This is a genomic window from Amphibacillus cookii, from assembly GCF_016908375.1.
Classification (GTDB): Bacteria; Bacillota; Bacilli; order Bacillales; family Amphibacillaceae; genus Amphibacillus_C; species Amphibacillus_C cookii.
Genome location: NZ_JAFBDS010000006.1, coordinates 80,268 through 95,234, shown reverse-complemented (window position 1 = coordinate 95,234; position 14,967 = coordinate 80,268). Strand labels below are relative to the sequence as shown.

Annotated in this window: 14 protein-coding genes and 1 pseudogene; 14 read left to right on the top strand and 1 reads right to left on the bottom strand. The window is 36.4% G+C overall.

What is annotated here, in order from left to right; translation table 11 throughout:
- Positions 1-458: 458 nt before the first annotated feature.
- From nadE to JOE23_RS09910, 11 genes are all read left to right on the top strand, one after another.
- Positions 459-1,202, top strand: coding sequence for an NAD(+) synthase (nadE, locus tag JOE23_RS09960; RefSeq protein WP_204438096.1), 744 nt, complete (start codon positions 459-461; stop codon positions 1,200-1,202).
- Positions 1,203-1,341: 139 nt separating this feature from the next.
- A complete protein-coding gene (locus tag JOE23_RS09955) occupies positions 1,342-2,073 on the top strand; it encodes a YebC/PmpR family DNA-binding transcriptional regulator (protein WP_204438095.1) in 732 nt (243 codons plus the stop codon).
- Between the two features lie 36 nt (positions 2,074-2,109).
- Entirely contained in the window at positions 2,110-2,442 is a 333-nt protein-coding gene (locus JOE23_RS09950) for a hypothetical protein (RefSeq protein ID WP_204438094.1), read from the top strand.
- Between the two features lie 134 nt (positions 2,443-2,576).
- On the top strand, positions 2,577-3,152 hold the full coding sequence (locus tag JOE23_RS09945; RefSeq protein ID WP_204438092.1) for a BofC C-terminal domain-containing protein: 576 nt from the start codon (positions 2,577-2,579) through the stop codon (positions 3,150-3,152).
- A gap of 131 nt (positions 3,153-3,283) precedes the next feature.
- Positions 3,284-3,889: a Holliday junction branch migration protein RuvA gene (gene ruvA, locus JOE23_RS09940; protein WP_204438091.1), complete on the top strand. Its 606-nt coding sequence runs from the start codon at positions 3,284-3,286 to the stop codon at positions 3,887-3,889.
- Positions 3,890-3,908: 19 nt separating this feature from the next.
- Positions 3,909-4,913: a Holliday junction branch migration DNA helicase RuvB gene (gene ruvB, locus JOE23_RS09935; RefSeq protein WP_204438090.1), complete on the top strand. Its 1,005-nt coding sequence runs from the start codon at positions 3,909-3,911 to the stop codon at positions 4,911-4,913.
- A 208-nt stretch (positions 4,914-5,121) separates the two neighbouring features.
- A complete protein-coding gene (gene queA, locus JOE23_RS09930; RefSeq protein ID WP_204438089.1) occupies positions 5,122-6,150 on the top strand; it encodes a tRNA preQ1(34) S-adenosylmethionine ribosyltransferase-isomerase QueA in 1,029 nt (342 codons plus the stop codon).
- Between the two features lie 27 nt (positions 6,151-6,177).
- Positions 6,178-7,317, top strand: a complete 1,140-nt coding sequence (tgt, locus tag JOE23_RS09925) for a tRNA guanosine(34) transglycosylase Tgt (protein WP_204438088.1) — start codon at positions 6,178-6,180, stop codon at positions 7,315-7,317.
- A 21-nt stretch (positions 7,318-7,338) separates the two neighbouring features.
- Positions 7,339-7,605, top strand: coding sequence for a preprotein translocase subunit YajC (gene yajC, locus JOE23_RS09920; RefSeq protein ID WP_204438087.1), 267 nt, complete (start codon positions 7,339-7,341; stop codon positions 7,603-7,605).
- A 159-nt stretch (positions 7,606-7,764) separates the two neighbouring features.
- Positions 7,765-8,505, top strand: coding sequence for an alpha/beta hydrolase (locus JOE23_RS09915; RefSeq protein WP_204438086.1), 741 nt, complete (start codon positions 7,765-7,767; stop codon positions 8,503-8,505).
- Between the two features lie 399 nt (positions 8,506-8,904).
- Positions 8,905-10,443 carry a hypothetical protein gene (locus tag JOE23_RS09910; RefSeq protein WP_204438084.1) on the top strand — a complete coding sequence of 513 codons (1,539 nt, stop codon included), beginning with the start codon at positions 8,905-8,907 and terminating at the stop codon, positions 10,441-10,443.
- A 222-nt stretch (positions 10,444-10,665) separates the two neighbouring features.
- Here the strand turns inward: JOE23_RS09910 and JOE23_RS17905 are convergent.
- A pseudogene (locus JOE23_RS17905) lies at positions 10,666-10,933 on the bottom strand (sugar ABC transporter substrate-binding protein); the annotation flags it as partial.
- Positions 10,934-11,441: 508 nt separating this feature from the next.
- On the opposite strand from JOE23_RS17905, the gene JOE23_RS09905 reads away from it, so the two are divergent.
- From JOE23_RS09905 to JOE23_RS09895, 3 genes are all read left to right on the top strand, one after another.
- On the top strand, positions 11,442-13,079 hold the full coding sequence (locus JOE23_RS09905; RefSeq protein WP_239585368.1) for a sensor histidine kinase: 1,638 nt from the start codon (positions 11,442-11,444) through the stop codon (positions 13,077-13,079).
- Positions 13,072-13,839 (top strand): response regulator transcription factor, encoded by a 768-nt coding sequence (locus JOE23_RS09900; RefSeq protein WP_204438082.1) that lies wholly within the window; start codon positions 13,072-13,074, stop codon positions 13,837-13,839. Before JOE23_RS09905 ends, JOE23_RS09900 begins: the two co-directional genes overlap by 8 nt.
- Before the next feature lie 89 nt (positions 13,840-13,928).
- Positions 13,929-14,960 (top strand): extracellular solute-binding protein, encoded by a 1,032-nt coding sequence (locus JOE23_RS09895; protein WP_204438081.1) that lies wholly within the window; start codon positions 13,929-13,931, stop codon positions 14,958-14,960.
- Positions 14,961-14,967 lie beyond the last annotated feature (7 nt).

Genomic DNA, 14,967 nt, shown 5'->3' with positions numbered 1-14,967 from the left:
GTTTAGCACGTTATTTCGTTTCGAAAAGCAAGGGATTCGCTTTTCGCGGGGATGGCTTCAGCTAACTTGAGTCGCAAGATCACTCCTCAAGTGGATCTTCAGCTCATCCTAACCCCGCAGAAGTCTCATCCCTTGCTTATCTCCACTTAGATTGGTGGTTCATACATGCTATCTTGGCTGAACCTGAAAATTCAGATGTGAAAGTTGAGTAATTAAAGATTAAAAATCAAACCCTCAGCAGTTATATAGACTTGGCTGGGGGCATTTTATTTTGCGTTTTTTTAATACTGAGATTAAAAGAAGCCATTGATGTTGTTTGGTCGCTTTTTATCTGATTATTCATCTTATATTGATATAAATGTTTAAGTTTTTATGCTATAAATAATTGCATCTTTACCCATATTAAGTAATAATAAAAAGAGAAAACAAACTTTAAAAACCGGAAGGGGACATGTAAGGTGCAAGAACAAGTTGATAAATTGGTAAAGTGGTTACAAGAGCAAGTGAAGGATGCAAATGTTAAAGGGTTGTTAGTCGGGATTAGTGGTGGGATTGATTCAGCAGTTGTTGCTAATCTAATAAAAAAAGCAATGCCTGAGAATGCTCTAGGTGTTATGATGCCATGTAAAAGTAACCCTGATGATTTAAAATATGCAAAACAAGTAGCAGAAGCAGCTGGTATTGAGCATGTTACCATTGATTTAACCGAAGCGCATGATACGTTGTTTAATAAAATTACGAATGAACTTGATCAACAAGGCATTCATTATAAGGAGCAAGATAAATTAGCAGATGCAAATTTACGTGCGCGTTTGCGAATGAGCACCTTATATACGGTTGCTACGAATCATAATTATTTAGTTGTTGGTACTGATAATGCGGCAGAATGGTACACAGGTTATTTCACAAAATATGGTGATGGAGGGATTGATCTCGCGCCTATTATTCACTTAACGAAAGGTGAAGTAAAGGAAATGGCTAAGTATTTAGGTGTTCCAGAACAGGTTATTACGAAAAAACCTAGTGCAGGCTTATGGGAAGGACAAACGGATGAAAATGAAATGGGTACAACTTATGAGATGATTGATCAATTTTTAAAAGGAGAATCAATTCCTATTAAAGATAAAGAAATTATTGAAGCGATGCACAAACGATCTGCTCATAAGCGTGAAGGGATTAAGGTACCTGACAAAAATGTTTAACATAGCAGGTAACGCATAAAAAAGTCTATCTATTTAAATGATTATGACAATGATACGAACGACTTTATTTAACAGCTTTTCCTATGCTATCATATAAAACGGAAATGATAAGTTTTATTTGAGAAAGGAGTCATAGTCGATGGCTGGACATTCTAAGTGGAAAAACATTCAAAGACGTAAAAATGCCCAAGATGCTAAGCGGGGAAAAATTTTTATGAAAGCTGCCAAAGATATTTATATTGCAGCTAAAGAAGGTGGGCCAGATCCAGAAGTGAATCCTGCGCTACGGTTAGCTATTGATAAAGCAAAAGCAAGCAACATGCCAAATGACAATATTGATCGTGCAATCAAAAAAGCTACGGGTTCATTAGATGGCGTGAGCTATGAAGAAGTCGTTTATGAGGGATATGGTCCAGGTGGGGCAGCTATAATGGTTGAAATCTTAACAGACAATAAGAATCGTTCAGCCTCAGATGTTCGCCATGCCTTTTCTAAAAATGGTGGTAATTTAGGTGAGAACGGTTGTGTATCGTTTATGTTTAATAGACGTGGTTATCTTTTGATTGATCGGTCGACAACAGAGGCTGATGAGGATACTATTATGTTAGCTGCAATAGAAGCTGGAGCAGAAGAAATGGAAACGACTGAAGATAGCTATGAAATATTTACCGAACCAGAGCAATTTAGTGATGTGAAATCTGCTTTATCCGAAGAAGGTTATCACCTTGAAACAGCTGAAGTCACTTTGATTCCATCAACCTATTCAAGCTTGTCAGAGGATGAGCGTAGCAAAATGGAGAAGTTAATTGATCATCTTGAAGAATTAGAAGATGTGCAAGAGGTTTATCACAATGCAGATTTAACGGAATAAAATATTAAAAAGGTTATATCGAGGTGTGTATTCACAATGTGTGAAACAAGTGATGGTGAACAAGAATTTGATGGTTTCTCTGAACAAGATAAAGAGAAGGCAAAAGCATGTTTAAAGCAATTTACCGCTGATCAATTTGATTATTTTGTTGTCTATCAGAAGCAAGGTCAAAAGACAATTAAAGAATTTCATTTTAATCAGGTGAAACGACAAGAAAACGGTGATTACTTGATTGCTATGCATCATGAAGATACACTAGATCATATTAGTTATTACAATGGAGAGGCGCTTGAGCTTTCTCCATCTGAGATATTAAAAGTAAAAAAAGTTGACCCAAATGAATATGACTTTGTTGTTTATACCGACTAATCACTAGTCGGTTATTTTTTTGCTTCTAAATTGAAATTTTAGAAAGTCTATAGTTACAAAGGGGTGGATTTCATATGTGTAAAAAAAAAAAAATTGTCTATGCTATGTTATATAAATGATTTTAAGAGGTGAAAATGTTGAAATATTTAATAGGGATTAACTTGTTATTGATCGTCATGATATTCATTTATAATGGCTATCTGAATAACGATCAACCAGAGATAGAAGACGATGAGCTCGTTGAAGTGTCCCGAACAGAACAACAGTCAAAGCACCCTGATGATTTAGCGACCATAGAAATTGTTTTACAAAGACAATATTTGGACGGAAGAATGGACTCAGAAGTTTTTGAGGAAACGATTACGTCTATGGAAGATTTTTGGTATGATTATGAACCTTATCAACTGATTGATCAAAAGATGGGGCAAATGATTTTTAGAGAATACTTGGATGATATTTCCCCTTACTTAAAAGAAGTAGGCTATTTCGGTTTATCCGATCAACAGTTAACGATCTATGAAGGTGAACCTCAATATGAACAAGTGATTCAACAAGTATATGACTTGGACCTTGATGCATTGCCAAAAGAGGAGCAGGAGAAATTAAGAAAAGGTATTAAAATTGATTCTAAACAAATTTATCAAGATACAATCGAAGTTTTTCGTAACCATATTCCTAGCGAACAAGTACAAGGAGAGTCTGGATCATGACAGACTCTCCTTGTCTATTTCCTCCTTCTTATAGAATCTAATGCTTAATGAGCTAAACTAGGCGAACATACGATTGTATGGTAAAATAGCAATTATGAAGGTATAGTGAGAGGTTGAGGAGCGATAATATAATGATATCATACATACATGGAACATTAGTCGAAATGACAGAGTTGGTAGCGATTGTTGACGTTAATGGTGTGGGCTACGAAATTTTTTGTGCTAATCCATTTCATTTTCAAGAATATATGAGCAAAAAAATAAAGATACATACTTATCATCATGTTAGAGAAGACGCGCAACTGTTATACGGTTTTCGAAATATCGATGAGAAACAATTGTTTTCACAAATATTAAATGTGTCTGGGATTGGTCCTAAAGGGGCATTATCTATTGTAGGCAATGCCTCAGTAGAGCAATTTGTCTTGGCGATTGAAGAGGAAGATGAAAAGTTTTTAACCCAATTTCCAGGAGTAGGGAAAAAAACAGCAAGACAAATGATTTTGGATTTGAAAGGTAAATTACCTTTTGTAATCCAACAAACGGATGATGCGCAGAAAGAAAATGAAGCCGTCGTTAAAGTTGATAGTGCTGGTGTCAATGAGGCTGTAGAAGCTTTAAAAGCCTTAGGTTATAAAGACCGAGAAATTAAAGCCGTGATGCCACAATTGAAGCAGGCTAAGCTTTCGAATACTGATGCATTAATACGTAAAGCTTTAGCGTTGCTTATGCAATAAATGAGGGAGGGGCATATAAGTGGAAGAACGCATGATTACTGGAGAACAACTTGATCAAGAAGAAGAGATTGAATTAAGTCTTCGTCCACAATCGCTGAATCAGTATATTGGTCAAACGACAGTAAAAGAGAATTTAGCTATTTTTATAAAAGCGGCAAAATTAAGAAATGAACCTTTAGATCATGTATTGCTGTATGGTCCGCCAGGGTTGGGGAAGACAACAATGGCCTCAATTATTTCAAATGAAATGGAAGTGGCATTTCGTATGACCTCAGGTCCAGCTATAGAACGAGCAGGGGATTTAGCTGCGATCTTATCTGGATTAGAGGCAGGCGATGTTTTATTCATTGATGAAATTCATCGCTTGCCCCGCGCTGTTGAAGAGATTCTTTATCCAGCAATGGAAGATTTTTGTTTGGATATTGTCATAGGTACAGGATCTACCGCCCGCTCTGTAAGGCTTGATTTACCACCTTTTACATTAGTCGGAGCTACGACTAGAGCTGGTTTATTGTCTGCACCCTTAAGAGATCGTTTTGGTGTACTAACTCGGTTAGAATACTATGAAGTAGAGGATTTAAGGGAAATTGTTGAACGCACATCTATTGTCTTTGATGTTAAAATTGCTAAAGAACCAGCGTTAGAGATCGCTCGCCGGTCAAGAGGGACACCTCGGATTGCTAATCGATTGCTCAAGCGGGTTCGAGATATTTCCCAAGTTAAAGGTGAAGAGACGATAAGCTTAGAGACAACCCAACACGCTTTAGAAATGTTACAAGTGGATAAGACAGGTTTAGATCATATTGATCATAAGCTGTTACTCGCTATTATTGATGCATTCCAAGGTGGACCGGTTGGTTTGGATACACTTGCTGCCACTGTAGGTGAAGAGTCTCAAACAATAGAAGATGTTTATGAACCCTTTTTATTACAAAAGGGATTTATTCAACGCACACCGCGTGGAAGATTGGCAACACCTAAAGCATATGAGCATTTTAATCGACCATTATTAAGTTCAGACTGATGAATGCTATAAAACGAACCTTCAATCAATGGGCGTTTGCGTTTTGCTCCCACGGATGGATATTTGGGTGAATCCGAACATTAGCGTCCGTTAACTCCCACTTAAATAGATGAATGCTACGCTCTATTTCGAGGCGGGGGTTTTACGGACGGTTTCTGTGATAAATATTAAGCGTACATTACTGCACATAAACGAATAGGGGATCATTATGGAAATAGAAGATTTTGATTTTTCATTACCAGAGCAATTAATTGCTCAAAAACCATTAAAGGACCGAACCGCATCAAAGTTACTGGTGCTCAATAAAGAAAATCAATCGCTTGAACATACGCACTTTCACCAGGTGATTGATTATTTAAAACCAGGTGATTGTTTGGTGTTAAACGATACGAAAGTCTTACCTGCAAGGCTATATGGAACGAAGATAGATACAGGAGCTAAAATTGAATTGTTATTACTTCATCAAAGGGAAGGTGATTGTTGGGAAGTACTTGTTAAGCCGGCAAAAAAAATTAAAGAAGGCACTGTGATAAGTTTTGGAGAAGGTCTTTTAACAGCAACCTGTAAAGAGGTGTTAAACCAAGGTGGTCGAATAGTAGAATTCACTTATCAAGGCATTTTTCTGGAAATTTTAAATGAACTTGGTGAAATGCCACTCCCCCCTTATATTAAAGAACAACTAAGTGATCAAGATCGTTATCAAACGGTCTATGCGCGTGAAGAGGGATCAGCCGCCGCACCAACAGCAGGATTGCATTTTACAGAGGAACTTTTAAACAAAGTAAAGCAAAAGGGGATTGAGATCGCTTTTGTAACATTACATGTGGGTCTTGGCACATTTCGTCCTGTCAGTGTTGAGCGGATAGAGGATCATCAAATGCATGCAGAATTTTATCACCTTAGTGAACAGGAAGCAAACAAAATCAATGCAGTTAAAGAAAAGGGAGGACGTATTATATCTGTAGGTACCACCTCGACGCGTACTTTAGAAACGATTGCCTCCAATCATAATGGAGAACTTATTCCGACAAGCGGATGGAGCTCTATATTCATATATCCTCCTTATCGCTTTAAAGTAATTGATGGATTAATTACGAATTTTCATCTACCGAAATCAACCCTTGTTATGCTCGTAAGTGCTTTAGCTGGGCGTGATTTCATCATGGAAGCTTATCATGCCGCTATTGAGCATCGCTATCGCTTTTTTAGCTTTGGCGACGCGATGTTAATTTTATAATATATAGAGTAAGAAAGTAGGAGAATAATGAATGCTGTAACTTATGAATTAATTAAAACATGTAAACAAACGGGTGCTCGATTAGGTCGTGTGCATACGCCTCACGGTTCATTCGAAACGCCTGTCTTTATGCCAGTAGGTACTTTAGCTACAGTAAAAACGATGAGTCCAGAAGAATTAAAAGAAATCGGTGCTCATATGATATTATCAAATACGTATCATTTATGGCTAAGACCTGGAGAGGATATTGTTAAAGAAGCTGGCGGTCTACATCAATTTATGAATTGGGATGGTTCTATTCTAACCGATTCTGGTGGATTTCAAGTTTTTAGCTTAAGTGACTTACGAGATATAGAAGAAGCAGGTGTACACTTTAGAAATCACATTAGTGGCGAGAAATTGTTCTTATCTCCTGAGAAAGCGATGGAAATTCAAAATGCACTTGGCGCTGATATTATGATGGCATTTGATGAGTGTCCGCCATACCCTGCTGAACATAAATATATGAAAGATTCAGTAGAACGAACAAGCCGCTGGGCTGAGCGTTGCTTAACTGCACATCAGCGTGCACATGATCAGGGTTTGTTTGGCATTGTTCAAGGTGGTGAATATGAAGACCTCCGTCGACAGAGTGCTAAAGATTTGACGTCACTTGATTTTCCTGGTTACGCTATTGGTGGGTTGTCTGTAGGGGAGCCAAAAGATGTTATGAATCGTGTTTTAGAATTCACTACCCCATTATTGCCAGATTCTAAACCCCGTTACTTAATGGGGGTAGGTTCACCGGATTCGTTAATTGATGGTTCGATTCGTGGTATTGATATGTTTGATTGTGTTCTACCGACACGAATAGCTCGTAACGGTACGTGTATGACATCAAATGGTCGACTCGTTGTTCGAAATGCAAAATTCGCACTAGATTTCTCGCCATTAGACCCAAATTGTGATTGTCACACATGTCAAAATTATTCAAGAGCTTACATTCGCCATTTAATTAAGGCGGACGAAACGTTTGGATTAAGACTTACCACTTATCATAACCTTTATTTTCTGGTAAAATTAATGGAGCAAGTTCGCGAAGCAATAAAAGCAGATCGACTTGGTGATTTTCGGGAAGAATTTTTTGAGCAATATGGCTTCAATAAACCGAATGCAAAGAATTTTTAATGAAAGGAGGATGACTCAAATATGGGAGAAATGATTAGTTTAATGGCTCCGTTTCTTTTATTGGCGTTTGTTTTTTATTTCTTTTTAATTCGTCCACAGCAAAAGCGCCAGAAACAAGTTAATCAAATGCAGTCTGAATTAAAAAAAGGTGATCAAATTGTCACGATTGGTGGTATGCATGGCACTGTTCATTCATTAGATGAAGGCACTCTTGTTATCGAAGTGGATGGTGGTCAAAAGCTTACATACGATCGTTCAGCTGTAAAACAAGTGGTTGCACAAGAGTAGAGAAGATCAAAGGCTGGGATTAAAGTAAAAGAAATGTAATGATAAGCGAATGATTCATTCATATGAATGGATCATTCGCTTTATTATATATCATTAACATGAAAAGCAATTTTGAAAAGTTCTTCACTTTATCTTTTTGATGAGAAGGAAGGCGTTTATATGAATATTAAAAAAAAGATCTTACTTGCCATTTTTGCGATGTTTTCAGTGTTGATTTCCCTTGTTATTTGGTATCTTAATGATAGTTATCTTCCCATGGATGTGGCTAATGTGGCTTTTCAACCAACAAAAGAAGTAGATGTTGAAACCATTCCAGAAGGATATAAGTTTACGCCGATTGATAGGTCTACTCAAACAGGACTAATTTTTTATCCTGGAGGGAAAGTAGAGACAGAAGCATATGGTCTATTTATGCAGAAGTTGGCTGAACAAGGTTATGATAGCTTTTTGGTATCGATGCCATTTAATCTTGCTGTTCTAAACCCGAGTGCTGCTGGGGACATTATTATTAATAACCCTGAAATCGAAGCATGGTATATCATCGGGCATTCACTCGGTGGTGCGATGGCTGCCAACTTTATCAAATCCAATTATGATCAGATTGAAGGCTTAATTTTGCTAGGTGCTTATTCAGCTACCGATCTCTCGAATTTTGATATTTCGATTCTTACTTTGCGGGGCTCAGAAGATAAAGTGTTAAATCAAGATAAATTTGTTGAGAATAGGGCGTATTTACCTAGCGAATCCTCTATTGAAATAGTAATAGAAGGTGGCAATCATGCTTATTTTGGACATTATGGTGAACAAAAGAGTGATGGGAAAGCGACAATCTCTAGAGAAGAGCAACAATTAAGCACTGCTGAACATATCAATGCTTTTATCACAGATAACCGTCCGTAAAACGCTGCCTCAAAATAGAGAACAGCGTTCAATCGATTGAGGCGGGCGCTAACGGACGCTAATGTCCTGATTCACTCAACTAACCATCCGTGGGAAAGGACGAAACCCCCACGGATTGAAGTTTCGTTTTATCACAGATAACCGTCCATAAAATGCTAGCCTCAAAATAGAGAGGGGAGTTTATCTATTTAGGTTAGGAGATAAACGCCGTTAATAACCTGATTCTCTCAATGCCCACTGATTGATCGTTTTATTAATACTGAATAGGTTTCGTAAATGAATTAATTATGAACATCTTGTGAATCTATACGTGATAATGTTTACTCTTTCACAAAAACAAAGTATGATACATAAGTGTGTGCTTACTTAATTTTATTTATTTTTGAGAGGAGAACTTGAATGGAACAACTTATTCAGCAAGTCGATAGCTTACAATTACTAAACCACTTCTTATTATCATTATTTTTATTAATCCCTATGGTTCTAATTGCCCGGACTGTTGTCGCTGGTACACGTTATTCCCCAATTTTAATCATTGTTATTTTCGGTTTAGCCATGGGTTTTGTCCTTGTTGCAAGTGACTTAGCTGAACCAGGTCTTCAACAATTCCCCGTTGTCGAATTGATTTCAAAAACAACCAATATTGCATTAATTGTTACTTTTTTTGTTGGTGGTCAAGAAATACGAAAGATATTTGGTAATAAGACCGGTGCAACGAAAGATTTACTTATTCACAATGAAGAAGAAGCAGTACTAGGTACAACGCGAACACAACTTGTTTTAATTGTTCGATCCTTCTTTTTACTAATTGGTATTGAAGCGATGAGTCGTATTCTTCTAGGTTTAGATACGGGCTCCCTAGGAAACTATTACCCTATTATGGCTTACCTTGGTCTTGTGGGATCGATTATTTTAATCGATAATCGGGCGAAAATTTTAGAAAAGCCCTTATATATCCGTAAAGGCGTACTTGAGATTATCGTCATTATTGGTGTTCTTATTATGTCGTTTCACTTAGCAGAATGGGTGCGTACATTGGTTGCCCTTCCATCCATTTTCTTTGCGATGGTTATTGCGACAATGCTTGGTGTACTGTGCTATAGTTATGTTTTTGGGCCAACAATTAAAGCGCTTTTGTTTGCTGGTATTCCAGTCGTTTTAGCAGGGAATTTTATGGTAGGTGGTTCTCGCATTATCGAAGTTTTTGAAATGGAGGGAACGGGTGCTGTATTAGGTTATGGATTTTTCGGACAAATTTTTTGGATGTTCGGTGGTATGGCATTATTAATTTATTTTGGAAAGACAGCAAGTGTACGGAACTTAGCGCCAGGTATGGCTGGAGCCTTATCACATACGGGTTTAACAGGTGCTTGTACAGCAGGTGATTTAGGCAAGCGAGCAGCAAATCGTGCACCTATGCTTGTTAATATCCCGTTTGCAATGCATATTTTTGTTTTTTCTATTCTAGCAGTTAGCTCGGAACGTGGATCATTACTTTTAATACCATCGATTATTATGCTAATCCTTGGTTTTGTTTTATTAGTGATTGGTCTTAAAAATATAAAAAAATCAGATAGTAATGATCGAGACGAAATGAAATCATTGCTACAATTCGGATTCGGTTGGCAAATCATTGCCATTTTCGGCGGTTTGTATTTGTTAAGTTTTAGCAGTATGTCAATCGATTTTGCTGCGATGGCAAAGGCTTCTGCTATTTCTCATTTTGGTTTATTTGCTGGTATTCAAGAGGGGATGTTCGGTCTAGAAGCGGCAAGTTTAATTACCTTTACTTTCTCGATGACGTTTTTAGTTCATCCATTTGTTTTCTTTATGTTTGGTAAAGCAATGGAGAATAATGAAGAGATGCCTAAATTACCCGTATATGTTCTGTCCGCAATTGGATTAGTTGGTATTTTGGCTTCAGCATTATTTTTATAAAAAATCTTAATTTTTTGTTCTACACCTTAGAGGTAGCAAAATGTGTGCGTTAAAAAAGCATAAAATGTCTACCAAACATCTAATCCAAGAAGTGTAAATTCTGGTATGAAGTAAAAATGAAATTGATTCATTCAGGTTGAATAATAGGGTACTGGTAGTGAAAGCACTCTTTTTCAAGTGTTCTAACTACCGGTATCCTATTAGTTACGCCTTTACTTCCTATGCTTCACCAACCACGAAGCTATCAAAGGTTACATAGTAATTTACTGCATTCATACTTGTGATAAACTGGTCATGAGTAATCACTTTTATCCCCTCTGCCTCTTAGGCATTGCTACCTTGTGAAATAATAATAAGGACATCAATACCTCTACTAATTAATATCCCAATTAGCGGATGATCCTTGGCTAAACATAATCTCAGTTGTGTAGCTTGATCCAGCCAAAGCATCCTTAAAGCGTTGTTCAGCCTGTACCCAACGTAGTGCATCTCAATTCGATAAGATGATCCTTACATATTTATTTCTACTGAACCTGTTGTTTCCTCTCCATCTGGTCAACCTCTTCTGTTTGATCGTCTTCGTTTCATTTGGCTCACTGTTAGTACCATTTGTCAGCCAACTAATACAAATACCCATGCCATAATTAACGTGTATGGGTTCACCGATTGTTATATAAGCGGATTCATTGGTGATTTTTTATATAGTCTGGATTTTTTAAGATATGTTTTAAAGGATCTTATAGTGGTCATAATAGCTAGGTCAAAAAGGGACAATTAATTTGGCGTCCTAGCCTAAATTAGGTGGTTATCTGTGCCAGTAGGCTTTAATCGAAGTTCCTCCTCTTTTTTAAAACAAATTTATTTTAAGAAGGAGTTTTTTGTCATTGCTAATTTACTGAGCTTTCAGCTAAAATATAGAATAACCATGGAACATAGCTACCTATAAAAGTAAAGATAATGAAATATGTCAAGCCGAGTGAGGTACTTTAAACGTGAAAATGAAAAGATTCGAGTCGAAAATTAGAAAAGACATTCTGAAGTTCTCATTTAAAATTATTACGGTCATGATTGTTATTACCATTATCACTATCGGTTTCTTCAACTACAATATGAGAAATTATCGATTGAACAATACACTTGATCATTATGGCGAAAGTTTGGAAGCTATAATAAAGACAAAACAAGAAGAACTTTATCAAGTATCTGAGGATGTCTTCGTTCGATTTTTGCAAGGCCAATCAGATTCAAGAAACGTATTTAGTTCCTTTTACAGCTATAATGCAAGACAACAGATCAAAAGTGACCTTTTGGTTTTTGATGAAGACGTAGCTTTAGCTTTACATACTAACCCCGTTTTTGAAACTGACTATGCACTCTTTCATTTCTTAAACTTAGTCATCGAAAATGAAACACCTTTAGCTGAAACAGGGGTAACGCGGGTTTATCGCTCAAATCAGTCCTCTTATTTATTGTATATACATCCAATAATTGATGGGGCTATTATTGGATATGCAGTGTCGGTTATTAATGGAAGGGAATTTCAACTGTTAAGGGAAGATGCAATCACAAATTATGTCATTTATGATCAGTATGATAATGTTTTATCATCAAGTTCAGATAGTATTGTGAATTCAACGACAGGTAAGTTAGATTTTAATAATGACAATTCAAATAGAAATTTTCTATATAAAGAAGCACAGCCATATAATAATATTAATGTTACCGCATATATCAGAAATCAAAATTATGCTGGTGTTTTTTTGGCAAGCTTAATTGTGCTTACTATCTTATCATTGTTTATTTTTTTTCAAACCTATATTTTCTCTAAAAATGTTTCGACAAAAATTGGTCACTCCCTATATTTACTTTATGATGAATTAATTAAAGTTAGCCAAACACCCACGCATCGAATATCAATTCAGACAGATGATGAATTTGAGACGTTAGCACAAAATATTAATAATGTTCTCGCTGAATTACAGAACGCGCATGACCGGAATATTAAGTTGAGTGAATTAAATTTAGAATCAGAACGTCGTAAATTAGAAGCACAATTTCATCCGCATTTCTTGGCAAACACATTAGAGACGATTCGCTCTGCCATCTATGTAGATAGCGGGTTAGCTGAAGAGTTGCTGACGCTAATGAATGATATCTTGAGATATAGTATTAGTGAAGGAAATGTCGATTTGAGCCTGCAAGAAGATTTAACTTATATTGAAAATTATTTAAAAGTTAATCAAATACGCTATGAGGATTTCACTTATGAATTTTATATTGATGACAAATTAAATCATTTACGTGTTCCCAAATTGTTTCTATTGCCACTAATTGAGAACAGCTTGAAATATGGATTTAAGTATCGACGCGATTTGAAGGTGCGGCTCTCTATCCATAAAAGCACTCATGGGGATGTCGTTATTCGTATCATTGATAATGGTGGCGCCCTAACATCAGATCAAGCTAACCGCTTAAATGTGATGTTAAAAACGACAACTAAGCCTGATCAGCACCACGGACTGATTAATACGAAACAACGCTTAAGCTTAATGTATCAGCACTCTCGTTTTGTTATAAAAACGAAATGGAATTACACCGTTATAGAATTAAGAATTGTTGGAGGTCATTATGTATAAATTAGTCATTGTAGAAGATGAACCACTTATCCGTAAACGTCTGGTATATGGCTTAGATTATGAAAAACACAACTGTATTGTTGTAGGTGAAGCGAGAGATGGCGATGAAGGTGTGAAGCTTATTAAGGAGCTAGATCCAGATATTGTTTTGACCGATATCAATATGCCGATAAAAAATGCATTTGAAATGTTAGAGGAAACACTAGATTATAGCTACTGTACCATTATACTGTCTAGCTATAATGAATTTTCCAATGCTCAGAAAGCGATAAAATTTGGTGTGACTGAATTCATCGTAAAGCCGATAAATGAACAGGAGATCTATCAAGCTTTAGAACGAGCAATTACACAAGCGAAACAATTAAAAACCATTAAACAGCTCTCCTATTCCCAAGAAGCTTTAGAAGAACTGCATGCAAGCGAAGTAAAGATTCATCAAGTCAATGATGAAGTTGTCAATGAAATGATTCAGTTTGTCAGAGAGAATTATGCTGAAAAGTTTGTATTCGATGATGTATCAAAAGCGATTGGTTACAGTCCTACCTTGCTCCACGATCGCTTCAAAAAAGAAGTGCATACGACTTTTAATGATTATTTAAATCGCTATCGAATTAGGAAATCAATCGAATTTATTTTAAAAGGCGAAAAAAAAGTTTATCAAATTGCTGAAGATTGCGGGTTCAGTGAATACAAATACTACAATAAGGTATTTAAGAAGTATGTAGGTATGAGTACAAAAGAGTTCGTTGATAAACTGTAGGATATTCCCCTATATTATTCGATTTTCGGATATGAAAACGTGATCATTACCGTATAATCAAGGTATTAAATGAAAAAGGGGAGATAATAATGAAAGCGCTTAGAAAGCAGTTGTTAGTTGTTGTAGCATTTATTGGTTTGATTACTTTATTAATCGGTTGTTCAGATAATGAAGAAGGTAACAGTGATCGGTTAGTTATTTATTCACCTAACTCTGAGGGATTAATTAATGCAACGATACCAGCCTTTGAAGAAAAATATGATATTCAAGTGGATCTCATTCAAGCAGGTACTGGTGAACTATTCGCTAAATTAGAAAGCGAGAAAGATTCCCCAGTTGCAGATATTATTTTCGGTGGTGGCTATACGCAGTTTTCGATGCACACTGATTTATTCGAGGAATATGTATCATCAGAAGATGGAAGTGTCATAGATGCTTATCAGAATTCAACAGGTTTCTATACGCCTTATACACTAGATGGTAGTGTATTGGTCGCAAACCGTGACATTTTAGGCGATATTGAAATTAATAGTTATGAGGACTTACTAAATCCAGAATTGCAAGGGAAAATCTCTTCAGGTGATCCATCGAATTCATCTAGTGCCTTCGCACAATTAACAAATATGCTGTTGGCTAAGGGTGGCTATGAGTCTGAAGAAGCTTGGAGCTACGTCGAAGATTTATATACCAATGTTGATGGTAAAATCAGTTCAAGTTCAAGCAATGTCTATCGTACGGTAGCTGATGGTGAAATGGCTGTAGGTTTATCTTATGAAGACCCTGTTGCCAAGCTGATTGAAGATGGTGCTAATGTCGAAATCATTTATCCTGAAGAGGGCGTTGTTTTCTTAGCCGCAAATGCAGCTATTATTAAAGGGGCGAATAATCAAGAATATGCTGAGAAGTTTATTGACTTTATTATTTCACAAGAAATCCAAAATGTACTCTCGACAACAACAACGAATCGCCCAGTTCGGGAAGATGTAGAGACAAATGATGTTATGAAGTCGTTCTCTGAAATTAATGCGTTGGAAGAAGACATGGATTTTGTATCAGAAAATCGACAAGAAATTGTGGATCGTTACAATGAAATCTTTGTACAGATTCAATCGAATGAATAAGGGGGGA